Annotated in this window: 28 protein-coding genes; 20 read left to right on the plus strand and 8 right to left on the minus strand. The window is 52.6% G+C overall.

From position 1 onward, the window contains the following. The first annotated feature begins 34 nt into the window (after window positions 1–34). The 5 genes from AAC599_RS02630 (at window position 35) to AAC599_RS02650 (ending at window position 3,998) form a co-directional block, all read left to right on the plus strand. Entirely contained in the window at window positions 35–997 is a 963-nt protein-coding gene (locus AAC599_RS02630; RefSeq protein WP_340148846.1) for a mechanosensitive ion channel domain-containing protein, read from the plus strand. Continuing rightward, complete coding sequence (locus AAC599_RS02635; protein ID WP_340148847.1) at window positions 994–1,965, plus strand: zinc transporter ZntB; 972 nt, start codon at window positions 994–996, stop codon at window positions 1,963–1,965. The genes AAC599_RS02630 and AAC599_RS02635 overlap by 4 nt, the downstream gene beginning before the upstream one ends. Before the next feature lie 40 nt (window positions 1,966–2,005). Beyond that, the gene (locus AAC599_RS02640; protein ID WP_340148848.1) at window positions 2,006–2,413 is read left to right on the plus strand and encodes a hypothetical protein; all 408 of its coding nucleotides are present in this window, start codon (window positions 2,006–2,008) and stop codon (window positions 2,411–2,413) included. After that, window positions 2,410–3,555 carry a M14-type cytosolic carboxypeptidase gene (locus AAC599_RS02645; protein ID WP_340148849.1) on the plus strand — a complete coding sequence of 382 codons (1,146 nt, stop codon included), beginning with the start codon at window positions 2,410–2,412 and terminating at the stop codon, window positions 3,553–3,555. The genes AAC599_RS02640 and AAC599_RS02645 overlap by 4 nt, the downstream gene beginning before the upstream one ends. An 80-nt stretch (window positions 3,556–3,635) precedes the next feature. Beyond that, window positions 3,636–3,998 (plus strand): hypothetical protein, encoded by a 363-nt coding sequence (locus tag AAC599_RS02650; RefSeq protein WP_340148850.1) that lies wholly within the window; start codon window positions 3,636–3,638, stop codon window positions 3,996–3,998. A gap of 3 nt (window positions 3,999–4,001) precedes the next feature. Here the strand turns inward: AAC599_RS02650 and AAC599_RS02655 are convergent, their stop codons facing one another. Further along, a complete protein-coding gene (locus AAC599_RS02655) occupies window positions 4,002–4,538 on the minus strand; it encodes a hypothetical protein (protein ID WP_340148851.1) in 537 nt (178 codons plus the stop codon). Window positions 4,539–4,817: 279 nt separating this feature from the next. On the opposite strand from AAC599_RS02655, the gene AAC599_RS02660 reads away from it, so the two are divergent. Beyond that, window positions 4,818–6,320 carry an AAA family ATPase gene (locus AAC599_RS02660; protein WP_340148852.1) on the plus strand — a complete coding sequence of 501 codons (1,503 nt, stop codon included), beginning with the start codon at window positions 4,818–4,820 and terminating at the stop codon, window positions 6,318–6,320. Window positions 6,321–6,345: 25 nt separating this feature from the next. Here the strand turns inward: AAC599_RS02660 and AAC599_RS02665 are convergent, their stop codons facing one another. Further along, window positions 6,346–7,074 carry a UTRA domain-containing protein gene (locus AAC599_RS02665; protein WP_340148853.1) on the minus strand — a complete coding sequence of 243 codons (729 nt, stop codon included), beginning with the start codon at window positions 7,072–7,074 and terminating at the stop codon, window positions 6,346–6,348. Between the two features lie 323 nt (window positions 7,075–7,397). Between AAC599_RS02665 and htpG the strand changes: the two genes are divergently transcribed. Next, window positions 7,398–9,275 carry a molecular chaperone HtpG gene (htpG, locus tag AAC599_RS02670; RefSeq protein ID WP_340148854.1) on the plus strand — a complete coding sequence of 626 codons (1,878 nt, stop codon included), beginning with the start codon at window positions 7,398–7,400 and terminating at the stop codon, window positions 9,273–9,275. 5 nt (window positions 9,276–9,280) lie between these two features. Here htpG and AAC599_RS02675 read toward each other — a convergent pair whose 3' ends face one another. Continuing rightward, the gene (locus AAC599_RS02675) at window positions 9,281–10,654 is read right to left on the minus strand and encodes an MFS transporter (RefSeq protein WP_340148855.1); all 1,374 of its coding nucleotides are present in this window, start codon (window positions 10,652–10,654) and stop codon (window positions 9,281–9,283) included. Window positions 10,655–10,763: 109 nt separating this feature from the next. Here AAC599_RS02675 and AAC599_RS02680 point away from each other — a divergent pair, with 109 nt between their 5' ends. Then, window positions 10,764–11,873 carry a hypothetical protein gene (locus tag AAC599_RS02680; protein ID WP_340148856.1) on the plus strand — a complete coding sequence of 370 codons (1,110 nt, stop codon included), beginning with the start codon at window positions 10,764–10,766 and terminating at the stop codon, window positions 11,871–11,873. Then, on the plus strand, window positions 11,857–12,183 hold the full coding sequence (locus tag AAC599_RS02685; RefSeq protein ID WP_340148857.1) for a hypothetical protein: 327 nt from the start codon (window positions 11,857–11,859) through the stop codon (window positions 12,181–12,183). Before AAC599_RS02680 ends, AAC599_RS02685 begins: the two co-directional genes overlap by 17 nt. On the opposite strand, the gene AAC599_RS02690 is transcribed toward AAC599_RS02685, so the two are convergent. The 3 genes from AAC599_RS02690 to acnA form a co-directional block, all read right to left on the minus strand. Then, complete coding sequence (locus tag AAC599_RS02690; protein ID WP_340148858.1) at window positions 12,172–12,993, minus strand: hypothetical protein; 822 nt, start codon at window positions 12,991–12,993, stop codon at window positions 12,172–12,174. The genes AAC599_RS02685 and AAC599_RS02690 overlap by 12 nt on opposite strands. Before the next feature lie 70 nt (window positions 12,994–13,063). After that, entirely contained in the window at window positions 13,064–13,798 is a 735-nt protein-coding gene (locus tag AAC599_RS02695; RefSeq protein ID WP_340148859.1) for a DUF1223 domain-containing protein, read from the minus strand. Between the two features lie 116 nt (window positions 13,799–13,914). Beyond that, the gene (acnA, locus tag AAC599_RS02700; RefSeq protein ID WP_340148860.1) at window positions 13,915–16,608 is read right to left on the minus strand and encodes an aconitate hydratase AcnA; all 2,694 of its coding nucleotides are present in this window, start codon (window positions 16,606–16,608) and stop codon (window positions 13,915–13,917) included. A gap of 282 nt (window positions 16,609–16,890) precedes the next feature. Here acnA and ccmA point away from each other — a divergent pair, with 282 nt between their 5' ends. The 11 genes from ccmA to AAC599_RS02755 all read left to right on the plus strand — a co-directional run bounded on the left by ccmA (window position 16,891) and on the right by AAC599_RS02755 (window position 25,487). Then, window positions 16,891–17,499, plus strand: coding sequence for a heme ABC exporter ATP-binding protein CcmA (gene ccmA, locus AAC599_RS02705; RefSeq protein ID WP_340148861.1), 609 nt, complete (start codon window positions 16,891–16,893; stop codon window positions 17,497–17,499). Continuing rightward, window positions 17,496–18,164, plus strand: a complete 669-nt coding sequence (gene ccmB, locus AAC599_RS02710) for a heme exporter protein CcmB (RefSeq protein ID WP_340148862.1) — start codon at window positions 17,496–17,498, stop codon at window positions 18,162–18,164. Before ccmA ends, ccmB begins: the two co-directional genes overlap by 4 nt. Before the next feature lie 30 nt (window positions 18,165–18,194). Further along, the gene (locus AAC599_RS02715; RefSeq protein WP_340148863.1) at window positions 18,195–18,929 is read left to right on the plus strand and encodes a heme ABC transporter permease; all 735 of its coding nucleotides are present in this window, start codon (window positions 18,195–18,197) and stop codon (window positions 18,927–18,929) included. A 107-nt stretch (window positions 18,930–19,036) separates the two neighbouring features. Beyond that, window positions 19,037–19,246: a heme exporter protein CcmD gene (gene ccmD, locus AAC599_RS02720; protein ID WP_340148864.1), complete on the plus strand. Its 210-nt coding sequence runs from the start codon at window positions 19,037–19,039 to the stop codon at window positions 19,244–19,246. Beyond that, the gene (ccmE, locus tag AAC599_RS02725; RefSeq protein ID WP_340148865.1) at window positions 19,243–19,683 is read left to right on the plus strand and encodes a cytochrome c maturation protein CcmE; all 441 of its coding nucleotides are present in this window, start codon (window positions 19,243–19,245) and stop codon (window positions 19,681–19,683) included. The genes ccmD and ccmE overlap by 4 nt, the downstream gene beginning before the upstream one ends. Continuing rightward, complete coding sequence (locus AAC599_RS02730; RefSeq protein ID WP_340148866.1) at window positions 19,683–21,680, plus strand: heme lyase CcmF/NrfE family subunit; 1,998 nt, start codon at window positions 19,683–19,685, stop codon at window positions 21,678–21,680. Before ccmE ends, AAC599_RS02730 begins: the two co-directional genes overlap by 1 nt. A 4-nt stretch (window positions 21,681–21,684) precedes the next feature. Continuing rightward, complete coding sequence (locus AAC599_RS02735; RefSeq protein WP_340148867.1) at window positions 21,685–22,218, plus strand: DsbE family thiol:disulfide interchange protein; 534 nt, start codon at window positions 21,685–21,687, stop codon at window positions 22,216–22,218. After that, window positions 22,215–22,718: a cytochrome c-type biogenesis protein gene (locus AAC599_RS02740; protein WP_340148868.1), complete on the plus strand. Its 504-nt coding sequence runs from the start codon at window positions 22,215–22,217 to the stop codon at window positions 22,716–22,718. Before AAC599_RS02735 ends, AAC599_RS02740 begins: the two co-directional genes overlap by 4 nt. Beyond that, window positions 22,715–24,103: a c-type cytochrome biogenesis protein CcmI gene (gene ccmI / locus AAC599_RS02745; protein ID WP_340148869.1), complete on the plus strand. Its 1,389-nt coding sequence runs from the start codon at window positions 22,715–22,717 to the stop codon at window positions 24,101–24,103. The genes AAC599_RS02740 and ccmI overlap by 4 nt, the downstream gene beginning before the upstream one ends. Window positions 24,104–24,141: 38 nt before the next feature. Further along, window positions 24,142–24,705, plus strand: coding sequence for an NUDIX hydrolase (locus tag AAC599_RS02750; protein ID WP_340148870.1), 564 nt, complete (start codon window positions 24,142–24,144; stop codon window positions 24,703–24,705). Between the two features lie 23 nt (window positions 24,706–24,728). Then, the gene (locus AAC599_RS02755) at window positions 24,729–25,487 is read left to right on the plus strand and encodes a DUF4197 domain-containing protein (protein WP_340148871.1); all 759 of its coding nucleotides are present in this window, start codon (window positions 24,729–24,731) and stop codon (window positions 25,485–25,487) included. Here the strand turns inward: AAC599_RS02755 and AAC599_RS02760 are convergent. Together AAC599_RS02760 and AAC599_RS02765 are read right to left on the minus strand one after the other, a co-directional pair. After that, a complete protein-coding gene (locus tag AAC599_RS02760) occupies window positions 25,484–26,332 on the minus strand; it encodes a DUF3445 domain-containing protein (RefSeq protein ID WP_340148872.1) in 849 nt (282 codons plus the stop codon). The genes AAC599_RS02755 and AAC599_RS02760 overlap by 4 nt on opposite strands. Further along, window positions 26,329–26,904, minus strand: a complete 576-nt coding sequence (locus AAC599_RS02765; RefSeq protein ID WP_340148873.1) for a septation protein A — start codon at window positions 26,902–26,904, stop codon at window positions 26,329–26,331. The genes AAC599_RS02760 and AAC599_RS02765 overlap by 4 nt, the downstream gene beginning before the upstream one ends. Between the last annotated feature and the right edge of the window lie 6 nt (window positions 26,905–26,910).

Here is a 26,910-nt window from a genome sequence, read left to right on the forward strand (position 1 = left end):
TCCTCTGTGAGTTGGAGGGAGTAACGCTTTACCAATGATGAAATTCTGGACCTCTATCTTTAAACCACGGGCCTGGATTGCAAAGTTGCTGTTGGTGCTTGTGATCGTTGGCTTTGTGGTTTTCGGCTATCTCGGATACCTCCAACCCGTTCGCGAATTTCTGGATTCAGACAATCTTGCTTTTCACCTGGGTGAGATGCGCTTCTCCATTTATCTACTGGTGAAGGCAATCACGATCATAATAGTCCTTTTCTGGCTGGTCGGCATTCTCTCCGAGATACTGGAAAACCGGATCAAGTCTATAAAGCGTATTCGGGCAAGCAATCGGGCACTGATTATCAAGGCAATCCAGATTGCAATCTATTTCCTGGCCTTCCTGCTTGTACTGGGAGTGCTGGGGATCGATCTCACGGCGCTGACCGTCTTCAGCGGTGCCCTTGGTATTGGTATCGGTTTTGGCCTGCAGAAAATTGCCTCCAACTTTATCAGCGGGATCATTTTGCTCTTCGAAAAATCCGTTGAAGAGGGGGATTTAATCGAGCTTGGCGACGGGACTAGTGGCTTTGTCCGGGAAACCGGCGCGAGATACACACGGATTGAAACCTTTAATGGCCATGAAACCATGGTTCCGAATGAGGATTTCATTACAAATCGCGTGACGAACTGGACGTTCAGCAATTCCCGCGGGCGTGTCGATATTAATGTAGGGGTATCCTATGGAACAGACTTGGATTTTGCCGCCCGGCTTATTACGGAAGCGGCGCAGGAGCATCCGCGTTGCATGGATACGCCGGCCGCCGAGTGCTTTCTCGTTGATTTCGCCGACAGCTCTGTAAATTTCACACTCTATTTCTGGGTTGAGGATGTTGCCGAGGGCCGCATTCGTCCGCGTAGCGAAGTAATGTTCGCGATCTGGCGGAAGTTCAAGGCCAACGATATCGAGATTCCCTTCCCGCAGCGGGATCTACACATCAAGAATTCGGAGGCCCTAAAATGAGCAGCCCCATTCTGCTTGCCTATGACTTTGATGGGGAAGGTGGCGGACAATCGGTCAGTGACAAGGCTATTTCCCGAGAGCTGAAAAAGGAAAATCTTGCATGGGTTCATCTTGATTTATCCCACCCGGATACCAAGCCTTGGCTCGACAAGGAAATCTCGTATCTCGATCCTTTCGTCGTGGATGCGTTGCTGGCGGAAGAGACCCGTCCTCGCGTTGCGGAAATAGGCGATGGAGCGCTTGTCATTCTAAGGGGTGTTAACCTGAACGAGAATGCGGACCCGGAAGATATGGTTTCCATTCGCCTTTGGATTGATCCGGCCCGTATCATCAGTGTTCAGCGCCGTCAGCTAAAGGCCGTTCTGGATATTGAAGAGCGGATCAAGGCCGGCAAAGGTCCGAAGGATGCGGGCCAGTTCATTAACATGCTGATTTCCAGGCTGACCGAACGGATGGCGCCGGTGCTGCTCGAGCTTGATGAAGAGACCGACAATGTTGAGGAAAAAATCCTCGAAAATCCGGACACGATATTTCGCGAACAGATTATCGGGATCAGAAAAGAAGCAATTGTTCTGCGCCGGTATATGGCCCCGCAGAAGGATGCGATCGGGCAGCTGCGTCTGTCGGAGCTGCCCTGGATAGATGTGCCGCACAGACGTCACCTGCAGGAGAGTTTTGATCATCTGACAAGATATGTGGAAGATTTGGATGCCATTCGCGAACGGGCCCAGATCGTGAAGGACGAACTGGCAAATATTATTGCGGATCGATTGAACAGGAATCTTTACGTGCTATCAGTTATAGCCGCGATCTTCCTGCCGCTTGGTTTTCTGACAGGTCTGCTCGGGATCAATGTCGGGGGTATTCCGGGCGTTGAAAATCCGCATGCTTTTTATATATTCTCCGGAATTCTTATAGTGCTAGTCGGGGTTCAGGTCTTGCTGTTTAAGAAACTGAAATGGTTTTAATCTGAACTGATATACATATATTAAAACGAGAGGACTTTGCATGACATCGGTCCTGCTGGCCGTAAATGGTACCTTGATGCGGGGGTTGGAGTTGAACGGCAACATGGTCGCGGCGAAGGCGCGGTTCGTAAAGGAAGCAAGAACGGCCGCCTGCTATCGCCTCTGGTCAATTGAGGGCAGACATCCCGCGATGCAGAAAGTTGCGACCGGCGGTAAGGCCATTGATCTCGAGATATGGGAGGTGCCTGCCAACGGCCTCGCGGGTATTCTTGAGCAGGAACCGCCGGGACTTTGCATTGGGAAGATCGAGTTATCCGATGGGGAGATCGTCCTCGGCGTGCTTGGTGAGGCCATGCTGTGTGATGGACAAAAAGAAATTACCGGGTTTGGCGGGTGGCGCGCGTACTATGCCGCGAAGGAAACCGGTACCGTGAAAGGAAGTGCATGATTGCGGTAAGTAGCGCGTTTGATGGCGGTAATATCGAATGCGACAAAAGCGATGATCCCTCAGATATTCAATTGCGTATCCGGCAGGATACAAATGCTGAGTTTTTCCAGTGGTTTCACTTTCGCTTGAGTGGGGCGAAAGGATCTGACTGCGTTATGCGATTGAAAAACGCGAAAGACGCTTCCTATGTACATGGCTGGGAAAATTATCGTGCTGTTGCATCATACGATCGGGAAAACTGGTTTCGGGTAGAGACGACCTATCAGGACGGTGAATTGATAATCTCCCATAAGCCGGATTTCAATTCTGTCTATTATGCCTATTTCGCGCCCTATTCGATGGAGCGGCATGCGGACCTGATTGCACGCTTAGCTCTGTCGCCAAGGGTGTCGCCATCCGTTTTGGGTAAGACCGCTGACGGTCAGGATATGGATCTTCTCACAATTGGAGAAACAGGCGGTGATAAAAAGAATTTCTGGCTGATCGCCCGTCAGCATCCTGGCGAGACGATGGCCGAATGGTGGATAGAGGGGTTTCTGGATCGTTTGCTGGACCAACATGATGCCGTTTCCAAAGCACTTCTCAAGGCGGCATGTTTTCATGTCGTGCCGAACATGAACCCGGACGGCAGCCGTCGCGGCCATCTGCGCACCAACGCGACCGGCGCCAATCTCAATCGGGAGTGGCAGGAACCGGACATGGAGAGGAGTCCGGAAGTTTATCTGGTGCGTGAGAAAATGCGGGAGACCGGCATTGATTTTTGCCTCGATGTTCATGGGGACGAAGGCTTGCCCCACAACTTCATAGCCGGTGCGCAAGGCATCCCGAGTTGGAATGCAGAAAAGGACAGATTGCTGACGGACTTCAAGCGCGGCTGGCAAAAAATCAACCCCGATTTCCAGACTCAGCACGGCTACCCTATCCCAAAGAAAGGTGCGGGAAATATGACGCTGTGCGTCAACCATGTCAGCGAGTATTTTGGTTGCCTTGCCATGACACTAGAAATGCCGTTCAAGGACACCGCCGACCGGTCCGATGCGACATATGGCTGGTCCCCCGAGCGGGCGCGAAAACTTGGCGCCTCTGTCCTTGATGTCATATTTCTTCTTCTCGACCGCCTTCAAAGCGAAAATAAAAATTGAAGTTTATTTAAATTTGAGTTTCTCTTGACTAGATCTGAATCGCGTTATTACGCAGGTTTTCAGTATATGGGAGGGAAATCATGCTGGCCGGAAGATTTATCAAGTCGTCGATTATATACATCGTACTGGGAATGGCGCTGGGGATTTACATGGCGGCTTCACAAGACCATTCACAGATGCCAACACACGCGCATCTTAATCTTTTGGGCTGGGTGACGATGGCGCTGATGGGATTAATCTATAAAAACTGGCCGTCTGTCGCAGAGGCGAAACTTGCGCCGCTTACATACTGGCTGGCTCACGTAACCGTCATTGGATTGACGCTTGGCGTTGGCCTTATTTATGCGGGTATGCCGGAATATGAGCCGATTGCGATTGTCGCGTCATTGATCGCCATTTTTAACATGGCGCTGTTCGCATTTCTTTTTTTCAGGAACAGCTAAACACTATTCTTCATCGGCCGCTTCTGCAGACAATGTCTGCCCGAGCGCACTGGCCGTATTGCCCAGCGCGGCAAGACAATTATTGACACGTGTCTCTGGAATATAAACGGAAAAGCGGGTAATGAATTTCTTTTTGCCTTCCTGCTCAACTTGATCAGATTTCAGCCGGACAATATTTGCATCGAAATCGATGAAAACTTCCGAAAGCCGTGCGAGGACTCCCGGCTGATCAGGCCCCTCGCAATGGATATGGTGTGTCACTTCGGTGGGTGGCGTGTCGACATCGTCAAAGGAAAAACGGCGTAGGTCAATGTCCGCATTTTTCATTCCATCAAGGGAATGTAATTCGTCGATAAGTTCTTTTTCCGAGAGATCGGCCGGAATATCAATCACGCTTGTGAACTCGCCGCCCTTTCCAAGCACGGCGAAGGACGTATCCTCAAGGTTAACCCCCTTGTCGAAAAGATGCCCTGTGACCAGTGAAATCAGGCCGACACGGTCTTTCGAAAAAACGGACAGAAGTGCTTTATAATCGGCCATGGCTTTTCCCGTGAGTTTCAGCGTTAGAACATCGTCAGGTGAAAAGGATTACAACCTAAATTCCCAACGGACAACTCCTTTGAGTATGTTTTTCAGCATATTCAACAGGAAAACGTCCCATCGCTGTTGATGAAGGTAATTCTGCTTTTTCTCGTCGGATAACCTTGCGTTAACGAAAATGCAGTAAGACTGGGGAGCTAATTGGCGGACTATCTGTCGAATTTCGGGTGTAATGGCGAAATTGCCGGAAAACGGTGGAAACAGAACTGGAGAATAGGAATGCTCATCGGTGATATCTTGCTGGCGCAAAATTTGGTGACGCCTGAGGATATAAAAATAGCACTGCATCGGCAGAAAGAAAATGGCGGGCGCCTTGGTGACAACCTCGTCGCGCTTGGCGCGTTGACTCAGGATCAGCTCGACCGGGCCATCTATGAAGCGCCGCGTGCGCCCAAAACTATTGAGGAAACCGGTATTCCGCAATCCAATCTGCTGCGTATCCTATTCAAGCTGATGTATGTCAACAGCCTGGAAACCGCTTCGGAACTATCTGGTGCAATCAAGTTGCCGATTGGCGTTGTAAACCGCCTTATTCAGGAAGCGGGTGATCGCAAGCTTCTGGAATCTTTGGGAAACACCGATCAATCAACCTTTTCGGAAACCCGCTATGTCATCACGGAAACCGGCAGGCGTTATGCGCTTGAGTCATTGGAGCAGAACCAGTATGTCGGTCCGGCTCCGGTATCCCTGTCAAACTATCAGGCCCGGATCAATCAGCAGAAAATCACGAATGAGCGGGTCGAGCAGGAAAAGATTCAAAAAAGTTTTGAAAATCTCGTTATTACAGAAGACTTCGTGCGCCGCCTTGGCCCTGGGGTCAATGCCGGTAAGAGTATCCTTCTGTACGGCCCTCCCGGTAATGGTAAGACAACGGTCGCCGAAAAGGTAGCTGAAATCTTTGCCAATGTTATCTATGTCCCCTATTGCTTTGAGGTCGACGGCCAGGTCATCAAGGTCTTTGATCCGGCAATTCACAAACCAAAATTCGGCAGCGAGCATGAGAGAACCAAAAACTCCGGCCTTCGCCGTGAGGAGTTTGATGGCCGCTGGGTTCCCTGCGAACGACCGGTTGTCATTACCGGCGGTGAACTGACCCTGGAAATGCTCGATCTCAGCTTTAATCCGCACGCAAAATATTATGAAGCACCGCTTCATGTAAAAGCATCAAACGGAACCTTCATCATCGACGACTTTGGCCGACAGCTTGTCAGCCCTGAAGATCTACTTAACCGCTGGATTGTTCCGCTGGAAAGCCGGATTGACTATCTGAAGCTACATACCGGGAAGAGCTTCTCTCTGCCATTTGATGAGTTGGTGATTTTCTCCACCAACTTGTCGCCGGATGATCTTATGGACCCTGCGTTCCTCCGTCGTATCCCGTACAAGCTTGAAACCGTCGGGCCATCCCGCGAGCAGTATTCGCAAATCTTCAAAATGGTTGGCAGCTCGCGTGGTCTGGATATCACGGATGATATTCTCGACATCGTGGTTGAGGAGTTGCAGGTAAATAACAGGTTTGAACTAGCCTGTTATCAGCCCAAATTCATTGTCGATCAGATCATCGCGGCCTGTAAGTATCAGGGCGCTGATCCTTATATCAGTAAAGAGCTGGTCGTTGATGCATTGAAGAACCTCTATACAACTTCCGCCAAGGGTGCAGGTAAAACAGCGGCGAAAGCAGCTAACATCGATAACTCGAAGCCAACGGTTGCTGCTCTCTAGGGCAGTGGGATTGAGTCGGGGATGCTCAGGTAAACTGTATGCGATTGCCCGGAAAGACCAACCGCACCGTCGAGATGATATCATCTCCCAGCCAGCTTTTTCGATTAACGACAAGGCAGGCGGTTGTCACCTCAAGCTCCAGAAAATGATTGATCTCGGCGTTTGAGACGGCCGCCTGAATGCTATGGGTATGCGAGAGCAGCGCATATTTGCGACTGAGGTATGTGTCTGCGGTTACACGGCTGAAATCCAGACTGAGATAGTCCGGCATAAACGCCGGATGAACGTAGCGGTCCTCCAACATGACTGGAAGCCCATTCTCCCGATGCACAAAGTAGGAACGAAACACCTCATCTCCCGGTGCCATTGCTATCGCTGCGGCAACGCCTTTCTCGATTGCTTCGGCCTGCAGAAAATGTACGTCACACTGATGTCGCCCACCGCGAGAGTGGATGATATCGTCAATTTCCCGGATCTCGAGGATTTTTGGTTGCTTCTTCGGGGCGGCGACAAAGGTGCCGACGCCTTGAATACGCTCCAGATATCCGGCCTGGGTTAGTTCGCGTAGTGCCCTGTGTATGGTCATGCGGGAAATTCCCATCTCACGAACCAGCGTATGTTCAGACGGCAGCTGGAAATAGGCGGGCCAATCCCCGGATTCCATATTCTTCAATACATAGGCTTTGACCTGTTCATACAGAGGTTTTGGCGGCGTATAGGGGCGGGGGTCTTTTTGCGCTTTAAAGTGGGGCATCGGCAAGGTCCGTCATTTTGTTGGCGTCTAAATGAGGACGACACAGATTGTCCGGATGTGAATTTACGAACCAGATAATGGAGAGATTTTGAAATTAGTACTTGAACGATCATTCCAAATAAATATATGATCCCTGTACTGATCACCTTCAACTGTGAAAATATGTTGATGATCTGTGAATGGCCTGCCCCGATTTTCTGCGCCCCTCGGGGTGGGCCAGATTCACATTCCAACCTCCTAAAATCCCTTTTTTACCCTTGAATGAAATTACCTGACCGGTCATATAGACGTCAGAAGAATTTTTGTGAGATGCAGGACGGAAAATGACAGATCATATACATGAATTTCAGGCAGAAGTCGCGAAACTCCTCGATATTGTGACGCATTCGCTCTACAGCGAAAAGGAAATTTTTCTGCGTGAACTGGTATCCAATGCCTCTGATGCCTGTGACCGGTTGCGCTATGAAGCGCTGACAAAACCTGACCTGATAAAAGATGATCCGGAATTTAAAATCATCATCACGATTGATGAAAAAGCCGGGACCTTGACGATTGAAGACAACGGTATTGGGATGTCGGAACAGGAGATGGTGGAAAACCTGGGAACAATCGCCCGCTCCGGCACGTCCCGCTTTTCCGAGGAGCTGACAGGTGATGCCAGTAAGGATGTTAAGCTGATCGGCCAGTTTGGTGTCGGCTTCTATTCCGCTTTCATGGTCGCAGACAAGGTTACGGTTACGAGCCTGCGAGCAGGAGATGGCGCTGCGGCGGTCTGGTCCTCTGAAGGGCATGGGACGTTCAAGATTGAAGCCGGAACACGGGAGTCGCGCGGCACGACGATTGTCCTGCATATGCGTAAAGAGGCAAAAGAGTTTCTTGAGCCGGCACGCCTTCGCCAGATTGTAAAGACCTATGCGGATCATATTGCGCTGCCGGTTATCCTGAAAGCGTTCAAGGAAGGCGAAGAGGATGAAACGCTAAATAGCGCCAGCGCCCTTTGGACCCGGCCAAAAAACGAAATCACGGAAGAGCAATATACCGAATTCTATCACCATGTGGGGCAGGCATTTGATACCCCCTGGCTGACGCTGCACAGCCGTGCGGAAGGGCGGATTGAGTATACCATGTTGCTGTTCGTGCCCGAGCAGCCACCGTTCGATTTGTTCAACCCGGAACGCAAATCACAACTGAAGCTTTATGTAAAACGGGTCTTCATTACCGATGACTGTGAGGAGCTTATCCCGGCCTACCTCCGGTTCTTGAGAGGGGTTGTCGATTCCGAAGACCTTCCGCTCAACGTCAGTCGTGAGATGTTGCAGCATAACCCCGTATTGCAGAAAATCCGGAGCGGTCTGATCAAGAAAGTTATGGGAGAGCTTGAAAAGAAAGCGTCCAAGGATTCCGAGAATTACGCAAAATTCTGGGATAATTTCGGGGCAGTCCTCAAAGAAGGGATTTACGAAGACGCCGTGAATGGGGAACGCATTCTGAGAATATCGCTGTTCAACAGTGCGGCGGGCGAAGCCAAGACAAATCTCGCTGACTACGTGTCCCGCATGAAGGATGGGCAGGACGCTATCTACTATATAACCGGTGAAGATCTCGGCGCCCTAAAGTCCAGCCCTCAGTTGGAAGGTTTTGCGGCAAAGGGGATTGAGGTTCTGCTTCTGGCGGATGCCGTGGATAGCTTCTGGCTGAGCCGGATACATGAATTTGACGGCAAGCCGTTCAAGTCAGTAACGCGCGGCGCGGCGGAACTGGACAAATTCGCCGATACGGAGGCGAGTACGGCGGAAGAGACAAAGCCGGAAGAGGGCGAAATGGATAGCCTGATCGCCCTGTTCAAGACGGCGCTGGAAGATAAGGTCAAGGACGTTCGGTCCTCTGTCCGCCTGACCGGTAGTCCGGTCTGCCTTGTCGCAGATGACGGGGATATGGATATCCATCTCGAAAAGCTGCTCAAGGCTCATAAACAGTTTGGTGCGGGAGAGAGCCTGCGCATTCTGGAGTTGAACCCGAAACATGCGCTGATCAAGAAGCTGGCCGCAAGCAGCAAGAAAAACGGTGCCTCTGATGCCTTGAAAGACGCGGCCCTTCTGCTGCTGGATCAGGCGCATATCGTTGAAGGTGATCCGGTCGACGATCCTGTCGCCTTTTCCAAACGAATGGCAGACTTTATGGCGGGCAGCATTTCGGCCTAGGGGCTCTATCCCTTTTCCGCGATGACCAATTCTTCGTCCGAGCGGATCGTTTTTATGGCGAGCGGCAGAAGGATCAGGAAGAGTGTTGCCGCTGCCAGAAACACTACCTGGTAATCGCGGAAGGTAGAGAAAAGGACGCTGCTGATCGCCATGCCGACGGTCCCGCCGAGCATCTGGGCGGAGAGGACGATACCGCCGGCAAGGCCCTGCTTCTCCAAAGGGACCTCGTTCATGACGGCCCGCATCGGGGGTACGAATAGAAAGCCGAGACCGATACCCCAGACGATCAATGCGGGGAAGAAATAGAGGTAGCTGCCCATCTCTGCCACAACCGCTATCCAGAAAAACGAGATTATTGAGAGCGCGATGCCAAAAAATATCGGCTTTCGTGCCCCGAGACGATCCGCGAAATGTCCGGCCATTGGCGCACTGAGGGGGGCCGGCATGACGGCGGGCAAGAGCGCTATACCGGCTTCGATGGCTGTAAAATTCAATTGGTGCTGCAAATAAAGGGCACCGAAGATAAAGATGCTGATCTTGCTGAACTGAGCCGCGAAAACGACAAAATTACAGATGGCAAAACTCGCATTTGTAAAAAGATCAACTTCGATCAGTGGCTGCTTTGTGCGCAGTTCGATCAGAACGAATAGTATCGAAGCGACAATACCCATGACGAGCGGTATCCAGACAGTCGGGTTTTGCCAGCCCCAGTCAGGGCCTTGCATCAACGCAAAAACAATCAGGCCGAGCCCGGCGATCAGACTGATCAGTCCTCCGAAATCGAAACGTGCGGCCTCAGCCATACGCGGGGGATTGATCCAGGCTTTCATTACCACCAGCGCGACGGCGATAACGATGGCCGGATTGATCCAGAAAATCCATCGCCAGGAGAGCGTTTCGACAAGAGCGCCACCGGCAAGCGGCCCCGAAATCAGGCCAATCGTGCCTATGGCGCCATACGCACCAAGGGCCATTCCCCTCTCATTTTCCGGAAATACGATCGTGAGCATGGCCATGGAGGCCGGAAGTATGATGGCGGCACCGATACCCTGAATGCCTCGCATGACGATGAGCATCGTACCATCATTCATGAACCCGCAAAGCAGAGAGGCGACACCGAAGATAGAAATACCGATCAGAAACAGGTTTCTAAGGCCGAGAATGTCTCCCAGCCGTCCGCCTGCCGCCACAAGCCCGGCGAATACCAGAAGGTAGGAGTTAACAACCCAGTGAGACGCAATCTCCGACATGCCAAGCTCTTCACGCAAAGTTGGAAGGGCGACACCCAGGATCGTTTCGTCAAGTACTATAAGGGCGAGCACGCCGCCCATTGCGGCCAGAACCCACCAACGCCTGTTCTTATCGTCTATCCCCCGCATTCGATCACTCCAGACCGACAGAATTACAACTTATAATATTTTAAATTGTAAATTTTGCAATCAACTCCAAATAGTCTGAGTAGAATTAACAACGGCTCTTTCTTACTATATGAAACAGTTGCGGAAAATCCCAGTTCTCATTTTTGTCCTGTTCGGCTTTTCTGCCTGCAGCGTTATCGATGATACGCTGTTGACGGAGGAGGTGAGTGACTTTTCGCGTAATGTTGTCGAGCTGTCTGCCGTCATAAACAATGAGTTTGAATTGGCGGAGGAGCTCAACACCCTCGGTTTCATTGATAACTTACAGTTCCAGCTGGAACTCGGGGGTTATCCTGAAACCGCTTATAAACCATTGTTTCAGGCCGAAGATATTGCCGCCAGAAGGAGCGTCCTATCGGCCCTTGATGGCTATGTCGAGATGCTGGCAGTTGTTACTTCCGGCCAGTCGATCTCGTCTGTGTACACGAGCCTCTCCGGGGCGGTCGGAAATCTGAAATCATTGAGTTCCGATAATTTCAGTATCGACCATTCCCTGTCATTTCTCGACTCCAACCAACTGGTGGCAGATCTGAGTCTGTTCGATGAGCTTTTGATTCTGCCGGATCGCGATAAACGCTTGCTGCCTATTGTCGAGAAAGGGGATAAAACTCTGAAGAAAGCTGCAGTTCTTCTGCTTTTTGACATCGGAGCCCCGGAGGATCAATCGAGCAAATGCAGCTACACGGTTCCAAAAAATGATGTTGATGCCGACATGACCAGCCTGCGCTTATGTAAGGGCGGGCTTCGGGCAATTGTCAAGAACGCCATCGACTTCGATACAAACACTTGGAATGACAAGCTGGCACAGACATCAAAAAGCAGCTCAGTAAGCACGTTGGCGCGCAGAGATGCAATTAAGCGGGTTGTCAGCATCCAAAAGTTTGGACTGGAATTTGACAAGCTTCTTAATGAAACACAGATGACGCTGATCGCGATGGTCGCCGCTCACAAATCAATCAGTGAGACACTTGAGGCGGCCGAGGGCATGCAAGCTGTATCGCTCTCTGTGACTCTAAAAGGCATCGTCTTCAAGGAAAAGGTAAGAGAGCTCGTAAAATCGTTGTCTATGGTCAGAGCAGAGCTTTCAGACCTCGCCGATAGCGTTCCTGCAATGAAGAGCGTCCAGACAACCACTCTTAACTCCCTGCAAATTGGAAATGAAAATGACAACCAGCAATGAAGCCGCCTTCAAGAAGTTACAGGACGCGTTGGATGCGCTGAACTCTCAATCTGTGTCGGATTTGCCGTCTTCACAGCTCGCCAATCTTGAAAAGGGGAAGGCGGCTCTCTATGCGGAGATCCAGGCGTTGCAAGTAATGCAAATGGACGAACGTGATGCAGAATACACGACGCTCACAACAGAGTTTCGAAACGCTAAATCGGACCTACTGGATTTATCAAACTGGATAGCGGAGCGTAAACAGCGGGATCAGGCCATATTTTCCATTCTCTCGAAAGGCGTGAGCCTTACCCTCTCTTTACTTGCTTGATGATTTATCCATAATCTGATCAATCGGGCGGCGGGTGACGCTATAACCTGCCTCTTTCGGGATTAACAGGAATTTGCCCTCATCCGTCACTTCCATTTTAGGCATAACCGAAAAGGTATCCGTTGCCTTGGCATTTGCGACGACCTCCTCGCTGGAAGAAAACCGCCCCAGGACCTCAATGTTCATGCGGGTCGGGAATATGACGGTATACTTCCCGTTATCGGCCTCGTCCAATACTTCATTCGGACCAATCCAGACGGAATCAACCGATTCCTCTCCATCATGTGCTGCAAGCTGGTGAGGCGGAGCTTTTGCAATGAAAAAATGAGTATCGAAGCGTTTGGGCATATGGGCCGGTGTAAGCCAATGGGCGAAATGGCCCAATAGATCAGTCGCCAATTCCAGATTTTCCTCTCTGACCATTTCCAGGATGGGGATATCGTCATTCTGGAGCGGAACCCTGTATTTCGCCGCCAGCTTTTCCAGCCGCTCATGCGTCACCAATTCATTTGTTTCCCGGTTCCGCGCGAGAAGGATGTTGGCTTCTTCAAAACTTTCGCGGATAGAAGCGATCTTGAAGCTGCGGAGCGTATCGTCGCCGCGTTCGCTTTCGGGAAGAAAGTCAATAAGGGCAGGGTCCGTATCACCCTCGTCCACCTTGCCACCCGGAAAGACAAGTGCGCCGGAGGCGAAGTCAATCTGGTGATGACGAACCACCATAAAAACTTCGATCTTGTCTGATTCTCCAGCCCGGTCCCGGACAAGTAAAACGGTCGCAGCAGGTTTAAGGGGTACTTCTTTCTCGGTCATTTGGCACCATTCTTGTTTTTATTTTAAAGCATTGTGCCCGAGAGTTGGGAGGGGATCAACAAAATGCTTCTTATAGCTTGATTTCCAGTGCACCGAGGATGGGGCCATAAATGTCCTGTTGAATTATCAACACGCAGCCGTCACGTCCTTCCGTACGCATTTCCGCGAGATCCAGCGAGATCTCCTGGGCGGATCCGTCCCAATCACCGAGGGAGCGGATTTTGCGGACAATATTGTGATAGGTGATAATTTTGCCTGTGTTCTCGCCGCGTTGAATGTCTACATCCGCGACATGGTCTATATCCAGCAGCCACAGCGTTGCCTCTCCATCACTTTTGGGGAGAGTGACAAAAAGTTTATCTCCCTTGAAGGACCATTGCAGCGGCAACGGCTCTAAGTCGTCGGCCTGCTTCTCAATAAGGGATTTCACGCCACTGCGATCCGAACCGACAACATGGTCCATTCCGCCAACGACCATTTGCGGTGTATAGACATAGCGTGAGTTGAACTCACCTCTGTATCCTACCTGCCGTGCGTCATTGTCGGCGGTACCGAAAATGTCTTTCCAGCCGATATAATCCCAATAGGTAACGGAGAAGGAGAGCCCGAGAATATTTTCGTCTTCTATAAGTTCCCCAAGGAGCTTGTCTGCCGGAGGGCAGGAACTGCATCCTTGCGATGTGAAAAGCTCGACAACTGTCGTCGGTTGATGGGCGCTCTCGGCGCTGGCGGAATTGACTGAGATTGTCAACCCGGACAGGGTAGCAACGGCCATCGCAATGCAATTCAAGTAAAGCTGCTTCATGATGACTATTTAGCGGATTCCAGCTTCACACACAAATCACCTGTGAGTGAGAGCGGGGTGAATAAAAAACGGCGGCCAATAAGGACCGCCGTTTTGCCATTCAATACAACCCGACTTTAGCTGGCCGAGAGGTTCCGAAGAACATATTGGAGAATACCGTCATGACGATAGTATTCGACTTCGTCCAACGTATCGATCCGGCACAGAAGATCGATCGACTGCGATGAGCCATCCGTCCGCGTGATGTTGCAACGGACGCTCATGCCCGGGGTAACCCCTTCCTCAATGCCCGTCAGGTCGATGACCTCACTACCATCCAGGTTAAGCGTTTTTCTTGTCACGCCCTCCGGGAATTGCAGCGGCAGAATGCCCATACCCACCAGGTTCGACCGGTGAATGCGTTCAAAGCTCTCTGCAACGACGGCCTTGATACCCAGCAATAGGGTTCCCTTTGCGGCCCAGTCACGGCTTGAACCCGTCCCATATTCCTTGCCGGCAAACACGACGAGGGGAGTGCCTTCATCACGATATTTGACGGAAGCATCATAAATCCACATCTGTGTTCCGTCGGGCATATGGCGGGTAATCCCGCCTTCTGTCCCCGGCGCGACTTCGTTTCGCAGTCGGATGTTGGCAAAAGTACCGCGGGTCATGACCTGATCGTTCCCGCGCCGTGAGCCGTAGGAGTTGAAATCCTTCGGGCTGACCTGATGCGATGTCAGATATTCCCCGGCGGGTCCGTCCGCCTTGATTGCGCCCGCAGGGGAAATGTGGTCTGTCGTTACAGAGTCCCCGAGCAGGGCAAGAATATGGGCGCCCCTGATATCCTCAAATGCGCCGGGTTCCTTCTGCATGCCTTCAAAATAGGGAGGATGTTGCACATAGGTTGAAGTAACATCCCAGCTATAGGTCTGGCCCTCAGCCGTCTTGATTGACTGCCAGGTTGCGTCACCTGAGAAAACGTCGGCATACTGATGCTCGAACATATCGCGGGCAACGGCCTCTTTGACCGTCTTTTGAACCTCTGCATTGCTTGGCCAGATATCCTTCAGGTAAACGGGATTACCGTCCTTGTCCGTTCCGAGCGAATCTTTTGTAATGTCGACATGAAGCGATCCTGCGATGGCATATGCGACAACCAGCGGCGGCGAGGCAAGATAGTTTGCTTTCGCCTGAGGGCTTACGCGGCCTTCGAAGTTGCGGTTGCCGGAAAGAACCGAGCAAGCGACCAGTTCGCCTTCAGAAATCGCATCGGCGATATGCGGGTCGACGGGGCCGGAGTTACCAATACAAGTCGTACAGCCATATCCCACGAGATTGAAACCAAGCGCATCGAGATCATCCTGCAATCCGGCTTTTTCAAGGTAATCGGTTACGACTTTTGATCCGGGCGCGAGAGAGGTTTTTACCCACGGTTTGACGGTGAGCCCCTTCTTGAGTGCATTTCGGGCAACCAGTCCGGCGGCCAGCATTACGCTCGGGTTTGATGTGTTGGTGCAGGACGTGATCGCCGCAATTATGACATTCCCATGCCCGATCTTGTAGTCCGTTCCGGCAACATCAACCATAACGTCAAGATTGTCAGTTTTCCCAGCCAGTTCCGGCAGGCTTCCTTTGAAGGAATTTGCGGCATCGGAAAGCAGGACGCGATCCTGAGGCCGCTTGGGTCCGGCAAGGCTGGGCTCTACCGTTGAAATATCGAGTTCCAGCGTCGCTGTGAACTCAGGGTCCGGCGTATTGTTGTCACGCCACATACCTTGCGCCTTTGCGTATGTTTCCACCAGCTTGACCCGTTTTGGATCACGTGCCGTGAAATTGAGGTAATTGATGGTCTCGGCATCGATCGGGAAGAAGCCGCAAGTTGCACCATATTCCGGCGCCATGTTGGAGATGGTTGCGCGATCGGCAAGACCAAGTTCGGCAATACCCGGGCCATAGAATTCAACAAACTTGCCGACAACACCCTGGGCGCGCAGCATTTGCGTTACCGTCAGCACGAGGTCTGTTGCCGTTGTACCTTCCTTCAGCTTGCCGGTCAGCTTGAAGCCGACGACTTCCGGGATCAGCATGGAGATTGGCTGACCGAGCATAACGGCCTCCGCCTCAATTCCGCCGACACCCCAGCCAAGAACCGCTAGGCCGTTGACCATGGTCGTGTGGCTGTCCGTTCCGACAAGTGTATCCGGATAGGCGACTTCGGCGCCGTTCTGATCCTTGGTTGTCCAGACGGTTTGCGCCAGATATTCGAGGTTCACCTGATGGCAGATACCGGTTCCGGGCGGAACAACGCGGAAATTGTTGAATGCTTTCTGGCCCCAGCGGAGGAAGGCGTACCGTTCGCCATTACGCTCCATTTCCAGCTCAACATTCTGACCGAAAGAAGCGGCGGTCCCAAATTTATCCACCATCACAGAATGGTCGATAACGAGATCGCATTGAGCGAGCGGATTAATCTTTTCCGGATCACCACCCAGAGCGACCATCGCATCACGCATTGCCGCAAGATCGACGACTGCGGGAACGCCGGTGAAATCCTGCATCAGAACGCGCGCCGGACGATACGCAATTTCACGGTCCGCCTTGCGGTTTTTCAGCCATCCGGCGATAGCGCTGACATCCTCTGACGTTACGGTACGGCCATCTTCATGGCGCAGCAGATTCTCAAGCAGGACTTTCAGGGAGAAAGGGAGGCGGGACACATCACCCAGACCGGCTTTCTCGGCTTCCGGGATACTGTAGTAGTCATATTTCTCTCCATCAACATCGAGAGAACGGCGAATATTCAGGCTGTCGTGACCAGTTGTTGTCAACGTTTCGCTCCTTAAAAGGTAAGGGGAACGGGAAATGCCAGCATAGCGGCACGGGTTCTTTGGTTCAATAATGTGCGTATGTGCCCTAAATTAGAAAAATTCTCAAGTGCTATCATGCCATCGAGTGTTTCCTCCCTTAAATTATCGAAAAATGGGGCCCTGATTATTATGAATCACCAAGGAGCCCATGCGCCAAACATTTGCGAAACGCGGAATCTTGCTGTAGTCAGAGGGGATAAATGATGCCTGAACAATACGCCTTCGGAGCAATGCGCCGCTGCCATGAGTTTTTCCGTCCATAACCTCGCCTGTCAGCGGGCCGATCAGATCATTTTTGAAAATGTGTCCTTTTCTCTCGCTCCCGGAGAAGCGATCTGGGTGCGCGGGCGCAATGGCGCCGGCAAATCATCGCTGCTCAGAATCTGCGCGCGTCTGCTAAAACCTCTTGATGGTTCAATCTCCTGGCAGGGCGAGAATATACTGGATGATCCCGAGAGCTATGTCGGTGCCTATCAATATCTTGGGCATCAGGATGCTCTTAAAAGCGCGATGACGGTGGAGGAGAATATCAAGTTCTGGGCAGACTATCATGGCGAGGCGGATGTTTCTGCGGCGCTTGCCGAATTTGACCTGATGCCGCTTCGGAATGTTTCGGCCGGCATTCTCTCTCAGGGGCAGAGGAAACGCGTCAATCTTGCGCGACTGGCAGCCTCTCCGGCTTCCTTGTGGATTCTGGACGAACCACTCAGCGCCCTTGACCGGCATTACATTGGTCAGTTCAGAGAACGCTTGTCGCGGCATCTGGCAGCCGGAGGCATGGCAATTTATGCAACTCATCAGGATTTGGAACTGAATGACAGCAAATCCCTTGAATTGGGTGCGGATACATGATGGCGCGTTTTTTCCAGCTGATCCGCCGGGACGTCATACTGTCTTTCCGGCAGGGAAGTGCGGTCACGCTGAGTCTTTCCTTCTTTGTTATGGTCATTGTCCTGTTTCCGCTCGGTGTCGGACCTGAACTGTCAGTTTTGATGAGGATCGGACCGGGTGTATTATGGGTTGCCGCGCTGCTTGCCTGTTTGCTGACACTGGATCGGATGTTTCAGGCGGATTTTGAGGATGGCGCGCTGGATCTTTTCATGATCGGGCCGTTGCCAGTCGAAATTCTTGTGCTGGCCAAAGTCATTGCCCACTGGCTCACATCCATCCTGCCGCTTATTGTCGTCGCACCCGTTCTGGCGCTTTCCCTTAACCTGCCCGCCGAGGGAATTTTGGCCCTTACGCTCGCCCTGCTAATTGGGACGCCGACGTTAAGCCTGATCGGCGCGGTCGGGGCGGCGCTGACCGTGGGAATGCGGCGGGGCGGTGTTTTGTTGTCACTTCTGGTGCTTCCCCTATATATACCGGTATTGATTTTCGGTGTGGCGGCAGTCGATGCGGCGATTGCGCAGCTTTCCGTGGCGCCGCATCTGTTGTTACTGGGCGGGATTTCGCTGGGTGCGCTGGTCCTTGGGCCGCTTGCTGCGGCGGCAGGATTACGTTTGTCTCTTTCGTGATGAAACAATTTGAATGAACAGTAGTGAAGCATGGCGATCGATTTACATAAATATGCGAACCCGAAACGGTTTCTCTCGATTATCTCGGTGATCTATCCCTGGAGTGTCTGGCTGACGGTTATTCTGCTCGGGGTGGGGGTGTATATGGGGTTGTTCGTCGCCCCGCCGGATTATCAGCAGGGCGATACCGTGCGGATTATGTTCGTTCACGTGCCTGCCGCCTGGATGGCGCTGATGATATATACCATCATGGCCGTATCCTCAGCTGTTGGGCTCATCTGGAAGCATCCTGTCGCCGATCTGACCGCCAAGGCCGCTGCGCCGATCGGCGCGGCGTTCACATTTCTCGCGCTGGTAACCGGGGCTCTCTGGGGGCAGCCGATGTGGGGGACGTTCTGGGTCTGGGATGCCCGGCTGACCAGCATGCTGATCCTGCTTTTTCTCTATCTTGGCTATATGGCGATATGGGAGAGTTTCGAGGATACGGCCAAGGCTGCGAAAGCGGCGGCGATCCTGGCACTCGTCGGAGTCATCAACATACCGGTCATCCGGTTTTCCGTGGACTGGTGGAATACCCTTCACCAGCCTGCCAGCGTTGCGACTATGTCGGGGCCCAAGATACATAGCTCGATTTTGATTCCGCTTCTTGTTATGGGGCTGGCATATACGGCTTTCTTTGTCATGGTTCTGATAATCCGTGTAAAAGCTGAAATATTGCAAAGGCGACTTCGCGTCATGCAGATTGCCGAGTTACGGCAGCGGTGACATGTCCAAATAATGATCGCGGCATTGTGACGCAGAACAGGTGTTCTGGTATGTATTTTAGGGGTAGAGCAAGTATATTCGCCGGAAACAGCAGGATTTGAGGAAAATTGGCAGAGCAGATCACGACATTTTTTGATATGGGCGGCTATGGGGCATTTATATGGCCCTGTTTTGCGTTGTCAGCAATTGTGTTGCTGGCGGTTTATCTCATGAGTTCCCGCAAACTCAAGACGGTGGAGCGGGAACTGGCCGTGGCGGAAAGTCAACGATCAGAGAAGCGCTGTCGGGCCTCTGACGTTCGGGGAAGCAAGTTATGACACGCAAAAAACGTCGGCTATATTTTGTCCTTGCAGGAATGTCAGTGCTCGGCCTTGCCGCTGCGTTGGTGCTCACGTCATTTCAGGATAGTCTTGTGTTCTTCCGCAGCCCGTCTGACCTTGTCGAAAAGCCAATCCCGGCGGGGCGAAATTTTCGCCTAGGAGGGCTTGTTGAGGAAGGCAGTATAGACAGCCAGGGCGTAACGCATCGGTTTCGGGTAACGGACCTCAATGACGTTGTTCAGGTTACATTCGACGGTTTGCTTCCAGACCTGTTCCGTGAAGGGCAGGGCGTTGTTGCCGAGGGTTCCCTGACGGAAGAAGGATTATTCGTCGCAACAAATGTTCTGGCCAAGCATGATGAGAACTACATGCCGCCTGAAGTTGCAGAGGCATTGAAAAAATCGGGACAATGGAAACCCGAGGGAAATGATTGATGGTTGCGGAGATCGGGCAATTTGTTCTTATCTTGGCGCTGGTGACCGGCTGCTTTCAGGGCGCCTTGCCACTGATTGGCGCGGCACGTGGAAGTCGCCCGCTGATGCGCTTTGGTGACAATGCGGCATTTGTGCAGTTTGCAGCTATTTCAGGAGCCTTTGCCTGTCTGACCATCGGCTATGTCACCAGTGATTTTTCCATCCTGAACGTTGTGAACAACTCGCACTCCCTCAAGCCGATGCTCTACAAAATAAGTGGCGTGTGGGGGAATCATGAAGGTTCCCTTCTCCTCTGGAGCTGGATACTGGCGTTGTTTGGGATGGCTGTTGCTTTTTTCGGGCGCAATTTGCCGGACAGCTTGAAGGCAAGGGTTCTGGCTATTCAAGGGCTGATCGGCGTAGGCTTTTTGACGTTCATTCTGTTCACGTCCAACCCGTTTGAGAGGATTAGTCCGGCGCCGCTTGATGGCAACGGACTTAACCCGCTTTTGCAGGATCCCGGCCTCGCCTTTCACCCACCCTTTCTGTATCTAGGATATGTTGGGCTTTCTATTACGTTTTCTTTCGCGATTGCGGCTTTGATCGAAGGGCGGGTCGATCCGGCCTGGGCGCGCTGGGTTCGGCCATGGACGCTGGCGGCATGGGGCTTCCTGACTATTGGAATCGCACTCGGTTCCTGGTGGGCCTATTATGAGCTTGGCTGGGGCGGCTGGTGGTTCTGGGATCCGGTTGAGAACGCGTCCTTCATGCCCTGGCTGGCGGCAACGGCGCTTTTGCATTCCGCGATTGTTGTTGAAAAGCGTGATGCGCTTAAAAACTGGACTATTCTGCTGGCGATTATTGCCTTTAGTCTGAGCCTTCTGGGAACTTTTCTTGTACGCTCTGGCGTCCTGAATTCCGTGCATGCCTTTGCGTCTGATCCGGCGCGGGGTGTTTTTATCCTGATATTCCTGATATTCGTCATCGGAGGGTCGTTGTTGCTATACGGCATTCGCGCACCGAAGATGAAAGGGGGTGGATTGTTCGCTCCGATCAGCCGCGAAGGATCGCTGGTTCTGAATAATCTGTTGCTTTCCACCATTACGGCAACGGTTCTCCTCGGGACGCTTTATCCGATTTTCCTGGATGCTTTCACGGGCGCAAAAGTCTCCGTCGGGCCTCCTTATTTCAACGCTACATTTCTGCCGTTTGCCATTCCTTTAGTCGTGGCGATGGCGTTCGGGCCGTTTCTGGCCTGGAAGCGGGACGATCTTGCCGGTATTATTTCGCGTCTTAAATTTGCCCTGTTTGCGGCACTTGCATTTTCCGGATTTCTCTGGTGGTGGCAGACAGGGACGCCGGTAATGGCCCTGCTCGGCATGGGTCTGTTCGCTTGGCTGCTGGTTGGCTCCGTTCTTGAGTGGGCCGAGCGGATAAAGCTGTTTCGCGGTCCGTTCGCGAATAGCTGGAAAAGAATGATGCAGCTCCCGCGAAGCGCTCACGGCATGACTGTTGCCCATATTGGTGTTGCCCTGGTTATTCTGGGTATCACGGCATCCGAGGCATGGCAAAGCGAACATCTTGGTGTCATGCGGCCCGGCGAGACGGTAACGGTCGGCGGATATGATTTCCGTTTTGACGGCGCCGAGGCAATTACGGGACCGAACTATGACGCCGTTCAGGGTACCTTCCTCGCCTACAAGGGCGATAACAAGGGTGTATATCTTTATCCCGAACAGCGGCGATACACCGATCCGCCTATGGAAACAACGGAAGCCGCGATCCGCCCGATGCTGAGCGCTGACCTTTATACGGTTATTGGTGAAGCGGACGGAGATGGCGGTTATGCCGTTCGGATTTACCACAAGCCGTTCATTTCCTGGATATGGATCGGCGCATTCGTGATGTTTGCAGGTGGGGCGCTCAGCTTGAGTGACAGACGGTTGCGACTTGGTGCGCCAGGGCGGGCAAAGCGCGCATCTGCAGTATCTTCCGCACCGTCAGAGGCGAAAGGGTAGGGCGATGAAATTGAAGTTTCTGGTACCGGTTCTGACATTCGCGGCGATTGCCGTCGTCCTCTGGTATGCCCTGTTCAATCTGAATCCGACAGAAATCCCGTCTGAGCTGGTGAGTAAGCCGGCACCGGAATTCGCGCTGGAGCCTGTTCCCGGATACGGACCGGGCCTTGCGCAGGCGGATCTGGCGACGGGCAAGGTGACATTGCTGAATGTCTTCGCCTCCTGGTGTGTTGCCTGCATGGCCGAACATCCCTTCTTCATGGAATTGAAAAAACAGAATGTCGTCGAGATTTACGGGCTCAACTATAAGGATAAGCCGGACGCCGCCGCCCAGTGGCTGGATCGTCATGGCAATCCTTATGCACGGACAGGGATGGATTTGAAAGGGCGTGTCGGCATTGATTTTGGCGTTTACGGGGTGCCGGAAACCTTTGTCATCAGTGCTGACGGCAAGATACTTGATAAGATTATCGGCCCGGTCAGCAAGGACATGTTCGATATGCGTATCCGGCCGTTGTTGAATGAGGCGGGATCGTGACGACCGGGGTTCGTTCGTTTATTCTTGCGCTATTGTTCGTACCGATGATCCTGCTGTCGGCGTCCGCTGTCTTCCTTGAGGAACGGCTGGATGATCCAGAACAGGAGGAGCGGGCAAGGGAAATTTCCGAAGGTATCCGCTGCCTTGTCTGCCAGAATCAATCCATCCTCGACAGCAATGCTGACCTTGCAAAAGACCTGAGGCAGATCGTCCGGGAACGTGTCGCACTGGGCGAGAGCAATGACAAGGTGCGCGAGTTTCTGGTGACCCGTTATGGGGACTGGGTTTTGCTGGACCCGCCGTTCAAACTCCGCACGGTTTTCCTCTGGCTGGGGCCGGTACTGATTTTCATCATCGGAGCGATTGCGGCCATTGTGTTTCTTCGTGGCCGCAACAGGCAGCCCGATGCGGAGGAGCCGGGCGAACTTACGCCCGCAGAAGAGGCAAGGTTGAAGAACCTGCTCGATTCTGAATCGGACATATCCGGGCATAAGTCATGATCTGGATCGTTATTTCAGTCATCATTGCGGCCGCGCTCGTGATTCTGGCCTGGCCGTTTCTGCGAACGGATCGGATGCGCCGTCGTCATGCGGATCAGGGGCTCGCTGTTTACCGTCAACAGCTAGATGAATTGGAAACAGATGTTGCACGTGAAACAATCGATAAATCCGAGGCGGAGGCGATGGCGCTTGAAATCAAGCGGCGTATGCTGCGGGTGGACCGCGCTGAAAATGAAGTCTCTTCATCCCTGAATGCCAGCAAGCATTGGTATATCGCAGCTGTGCTTGCGGTTGTCATTCCTTTGCTCAGCTTTGGCCTCTATCTCGACCTCGGGTCGCCGAATGAACCGGCTCGCCCGTTGGCCGCTCGTGACCTTGCGGCAGACGCGAGAGCGCTGCAATCGCGGGATGCAGGACCCTTGATCCAGCGTCTTATTGCTGCATTGAAGGAACAGCCGGACAATCTGGAAGGCTGGGTCCTTCTGGCCCGCACCTTGAGCCGGATGGAGAGATATGAGGAGGCCGCCGAAACCTATATGAAAGCAACAATATTGGCGCCACGAGCGACGGAGCTGTTTATCGGCGCAGGGGAAAATTATTATTTTGCGGCTGACGGAAATGTGACGGCGAACGCAGAAGAGGCTTTTGAACAAGCATTTGCACTCGATCCGGAAAATCCGGGTGCACGGTACTATCTTGCCCTGAGAGATGCGGAAGCAGGGGACAATGCTGGCGCCCTTCAGAAGTGGATATTGCTTTATGAAGAAAGCCCGGCAGATGCGCCCTTCATGCCGGTTCTGGAGCAGCGCATCGAGCGGACAGCCGAACTTACCGGGACAGACATTGGCGACCTTTTCTCTCGGAAGAGTGTCCCTGATATGCCCAAAGGGCCATCGGGCGCCGATATTGCCGCCGCTGCAGACATGACCCCTGAAGCGCGGCAGGACATGATTGCCTCCATGGTGGAAGGGCTGGCGTCGCGCATGGATGAAACCCCGGATTATGAGGGCTTAATGCGCCTGGGTCAGGCATACTCTACCCTTGAAGAATATGAAAAGGCGGCGAATGCGTACGGGCGGGCACGCATGCTGAAACCGGATGATTTGACGGCAATTGATGCGGAAGCCTTTTCCTATGTCCAGATGGCAGGAAACAACGGTGTCCCGCCCGCGCAGGCGGTCGGGCTTTATCGCATGTTGATCGAGAAAAACCCCGAGCACCCGCAGGCGCTTTGGTATTTGGGCGTTGCCGCGGCAGCCGAAGGAAATGACGCAGAGGCCATAGATTTCTGGCGGCGCTTGCAGGCAGTGACGGAAGCAGGCAGTCGCGTCCATGCTGCTGCGGGAGCCGCCATAAAGAGCCTTTCCGATCAGAATAAAAATTGATACCGTTGCACTTTCACCAGCAGAAAGATCAACGGCCATTGACCTCGACAAATCCAGATGATTATGCGTTTGAACGCAAGGTACCCGCAGGCGATAATATGGAGCGCCATGTCTGCGCTGACTGCGGCTGGGTGCATTATGATAACCCGAAGATCGTTGTTGGCTCCGTTGTTACCTTTGAAGATAAATTCCTCCTCTGCAAGCGCGCCATTCACCCGCGCAAAGGCTTCTGGACTCTTCCCGCCGGATACCTTGAGCAAAATGAAACGACAGCAGACGGCGCGATGCGCGAGGCTTTTGAAGAAGCGAAAGCGAAAATTCACATTCGCGATCTGCTCGCCATTTACAGCGTGACGCATATCAGCCAGGTGCAGATCATATACCGTTCGGTCCTGAAAGAGCCGGAGTTTTCGGCGGGCCCTGAATCACTGGAGGTTGAGCTGTTCGACTGGGCCGATATTCCCTGGAACGATCTTGCCTTTCCAACTGTCTATTGGGCGCTACATCAGTATCAGGAAATCAAGGATAAGGAGAGTTTCACTCCCTTCTCCAACGCGCATGGTGACATGCTCAAAAAGTCACTCGAAATAATACGACGCTGATCGGCAGGATAGAGGACACTAAAATGAAAAAGACAATGACTGCTCTTGTCATGGGCGCGTTGATCGTACTCGCTATTGGCATGAATGCACGGGCCGGATTACTGGATACCATTCAGAAGAAAATCACGGACTCGGCCTCTTCCGTAACTGGCGGATCCAATAGCGGAAGCGCGAGCAACCTGTCGACGAGCCAGATCATCGAAGGTCTTAAGGAGGCATTACAGGTCGGAACGGAGACGGTCATCTCCCAGATCGGGACAACGGGTGGGTATAATGATGATCCGGCCATTCATATCCCGCTCCCTGAAAAGATGCAGCAGGCGCAAGCGCTTATGAAAAAGTTCGGCCTCTCCGGCATGGCGGATGATCTTGAGGCGCGGCTGAACCGCGGTGCGGAAGCGGCGGCGCCAAAAACCAAGGAAATCCTCATGAATGCGATCTCCGAAATGACCGTAGAGGACGCCCAGGCTATTTACAGCGGACCCGATGATGCGGCCACTCAATATTTCCGGAAGGTCTCAACAACCGATCTGTCCGAGACAATTCGCCCGATTATCGAGCAATCGCTGCAGGATGTCGGGGCGATCTCCCTCTATGATAGCTTGGTTTCACAGTACAAGACCTATCCGCTGGTGCCGGATATCAAGTCCGATCTGACCGATTACACCACGGATATGACGCTGGAAGGGCTGTTTCATTACCTCGCTGAGGAAGAGGCTGCCATTCGCAATGATCCGGTCAAGCGGACAACGGAAATCCTGACCACTGTTTTCGGGAACTAAGCGGCGGCTTTCGCCAGATACTCCGTGATCAATGGCTCATACCGCGGAAGCGATTTATACCCGCGCATATTGGCATTCATGGTTTGAAGCCCGTGCAGGAGACGTTCTGCGCGGGCTTTGTCTTCACATACCTCGGCAAGGCTGTTGTTGAAAATCCGGATGGTAAAAAGAATATCCGGATCATCCTCGATCCGCTGCAGGGTTTGACGTTCGACCCGGAAGAAGATCTTTTCGTCGACATTATGGCGAGTGATGGACGAATCGACGGCGCGTTCCCTGCGCCACCAGCCGGGCTGAAACAGGGCATCGCTGTCATATAAGCCCCAATTGAACCGCTCCACTTTCTTGCCAGGTCTCAGGTTCCGGAAGAAGCGGTCTATGGGGTTACCGATGCGTGGGTTGAGCCCCGGGACGGGCTGATGAATAGCCTGCATAACCTTGCCGATTTTCTCCGGCAGGTTCCATCCGGTCGGAAAGCAGACACATGCCGCCGCCAGGGTATATCCGTCATCCGTCTCTCTCATGAGGACCAGATCCTCTTGCACGATAAGGCCAGCCTGAACAAGCGGACTGGGCTCGTCTTTTGCCGATGTGCCTGCTGTAATGTCGCGATGGTTGGCGGCCAGTTCATCTTCCACAAGCTGACGGATTTTCTGCTGCGCGGGCAGGCTCCCGGATGTTTCGGCAAAGACCTGATCCCGATAATCTTGAATTAATCTGCTTTTTTCAGCGACATCCCGCCCATGGTTCTGATCCGTATCAATCCATGAACGGTCTCGCAGGGCCTGAAGCCCCATACTGAGGCGGAAATCGGTACCGTCGAGAGGGAAGTAACGAAGGCTCATGCGTCCGGATTTGGCTTTTCCTGGGTTCCGTGCCGGGTTATCAGCGGCACCTGTGCAACGAAAAAGAGGAATGTTGCGGCAGTGAATCCGAAGACCTTTGCATTGACCCATATCTCTGTCGAAAGATTTCGCCAGATCAACTCGTTTGCCACTGCCATGATCAAGAAGAAAACGGCGAGGCGGATTGTCAGCTTTTTCCACCCTTCATCATCGAGCTTCCAGAAATTATCAAACAGGATTTTGATAAAAGATTTCCCGAGCATCAGTCCGGCTAACAGAACTGCCGCGAAAATCCCGTATATGATCGTTGGCTTCATTTTTATGAAGGCTTCGTCGTTCAGATACAGGGTAAGCCCGCCGAAAATGGTCACGACCACTGCCGTAACCAAAGGCATCATCGGCAAACTTCTTGTATAGAAATAGGAAATGGCTAGCGAGAGAAGGGTGGTGATCATGATGGCCGCCGTCGCAATGAACAGATCACCAAAATAATAGGCCGCGAAGAATATCAGTATAGGCCCAAGCTCTGTCGCCGGTTTCAATCCCTTGGGCATTGGTTTGCTGCTTGTCATGTCTGC

It is taken from the genome of uncultured Sneathiella sp. (genome assembly GCF_963976355.1).
Lineage (GTDB): Bacteria > Pseudomonadota > Alphaproteobacteria > Sneathiellales > Sneathiellaceae > Sneathiella.

What these genes read in the sequence shown, in the direction of transcription:
- AAC599_RS02765 (WP_340148873.1), bottom strand. Translation starts at nt 26,904, where the DNA reads ATGACAAGCAGCAAACCAATGCCCAAGGGATTGAAACCGGCGACAGAG.
- ccmE (WP_340148865.1), top strand. Translation starts at nt 19,243, where the DNA reads ATGACACGCAAAAAACGTCGGCTATATTTTGTCCTTGCAGGAATGTCA.
- AAC599_RS02665 (WP_340148853.1), bottom strand. Translation starts at nt 7,074, where the DNA reads ATGCCCCACTTTAAAGCGCAAAAAGACCCCCGCCCCTATACGCCGCCA.
- htpG (WP_340148854.1), top strand. Translation starts at nt 7,398, where the DNA reads ATGACAGATCATATACATGAATTTCAGGCAGAAGTCGCGAAACTCCTC.
- AAC599_RS02735 (WP_340148867.1), top strand. Translation starts at nt 21,685, where the DNA reads ATGAAATTGAAGTTTCTGGTACCGGTTCTGACATTCGCGGCGATTGCC.
- AAC599_RS02630 (WP_340148846.1), top strand. Translation starts at nt 35, where the DNA reads ATGATGAAATTCTGGACCTCTATCTTTAAACCACGGGCCTGGATTGCA.
- ccmA (WP_340148861.1), top strand. Translation starts at nt 16,891, where the DNA reads ATGAGTTTTTCCGTCCATAACCTCGCCTGTCAGCGGGCCGATCAGATC.
- AAC599_RS02635 (WP_340148847.1), top strand. Translation starts at nt 994, where the DNA reads ATGAGCAGCCCCATTCTGCTTGCCTATGACTTTGATGGGGAAGGTGGC.
- AAC599_RS02655 (WP_340148851.1), bottom strand. Translation starts at nt 4,538, where the DNA reads ATGGCCGATTATAAAGCACTTCTGTCCGTTTTTTCGAAAGACCGTGTC.
- AAC599_RS02685 (WP_340148857.1), top strand. Translation starts at nt 11,857, where the DNA reads ATGACAACCAGCAATGAAGCCGCCTTCAAGAAGTTACAGGACGCGTTG.
- AAC599_RS02755 (WP_340148871.1), top strand. Translation starts at nt 24,729, where the DNA reads ATGAAAAAGACAATGACTGCTCTTGTCATGGGCGCGTTGATCGTACTC.
- AAC599_RS02645 (WP_340148849.1), top strand. Translation starts at nt 2,410, where the DNA reads ATGATTGCGGTAAGTAGCGCGTTTGATGGCGGTAATATCGAATGCGAC.
- AAC599_RS02675 (WP_340148855.1), bottom strand. Translation starts at nt 10,654, where the DNA reads ATGCGGGGGATAGACGATAAGAACAGGCGTTGGTGGGTTCTGGCCGCA.
- AAC599_RS02660 (WP_340148852.1), top strand. Translation starts at nt 4,818, where the DNA reads ATGCTCATCGGTGATATCTTGCTGGCGCAAAATTTGGTGACGCCTGAG.
- AAC599_RS02690 (WP_340148858.1), bottom strand. Translation starts at nt 12,993, where the DNA reads ATGACCGAGAAAGAAGTACCCCTTAAACCTGCTGCGACCGTTTTACTT.
- AAC599_RS02680 (WP_340148856.1), top strand. Translation starts at nt 10,764, where the DNA reads ATGAAACAGTTGCGGAAAATCCCAGTTCTCATTTTTGTCCTGTTCGGC.
- AAC599_RS02760 (WP_340148872.1), bottom strand. Translation starts at nt 26,332, where the DNA reads ATGAGCCTTCGTTACTTCCCTCTCGACGGTACCGATTTCCGCCTCAGT.
- AAC599_RS02640 (WP_340148848.1), top strand. Translation starts at nt 2,006, where the DNA reads ATGACATCGGTCCTGCTGGCCGTAAATGGTACCTTGATGCGGGGGTTG.
- ccmB (WP_340148862.1), top strand. Translation starts at nt 17,496, where the DNA reads ATGATGGCGCGTTTTTTCCAGCTGATCCGCCGGGACGTCATACTGTCT.
- AAC599_RS02650 (WP_340148850.1), top strand. Translation starts at nt 3,636, where the DNA reads ATGCTGGCCGGAAGATTTATCAAGTCGTCGATTATATACATCGTACTG.
- AAC599_RS02695 (WP_340148859.1), bottom strand. Translation starts at nt 13,798, where the DNA reads ATGAAGCAGCTTTACTTGAATTGCATTGCGATGGCCGTTGCTACCCTG.
- ccmI (WP_340148869.1), top strand. Translation starts at nt 22,715, where the DNA reads ATGATCTGGATCGTTATTTCAGTCATCATTGCGGCCGCGCTCGTGATT.
- AAC599_RS02730 (WP_340148866.1), top strand. Translation starts at nt 19,683, where the DNA reads ATGGTTGCGGAGATCGGGCAATTTGTTCTTATCTTGGCGCTGGTGACC.
- AAC599_RS02715 (WP_340148863.1), top strand. Translation starts at nt 18,195, where the DNA reads ATGGCGATCGATTTACATAAATATGCGAACCCGAAACGGTTTCTCTCG.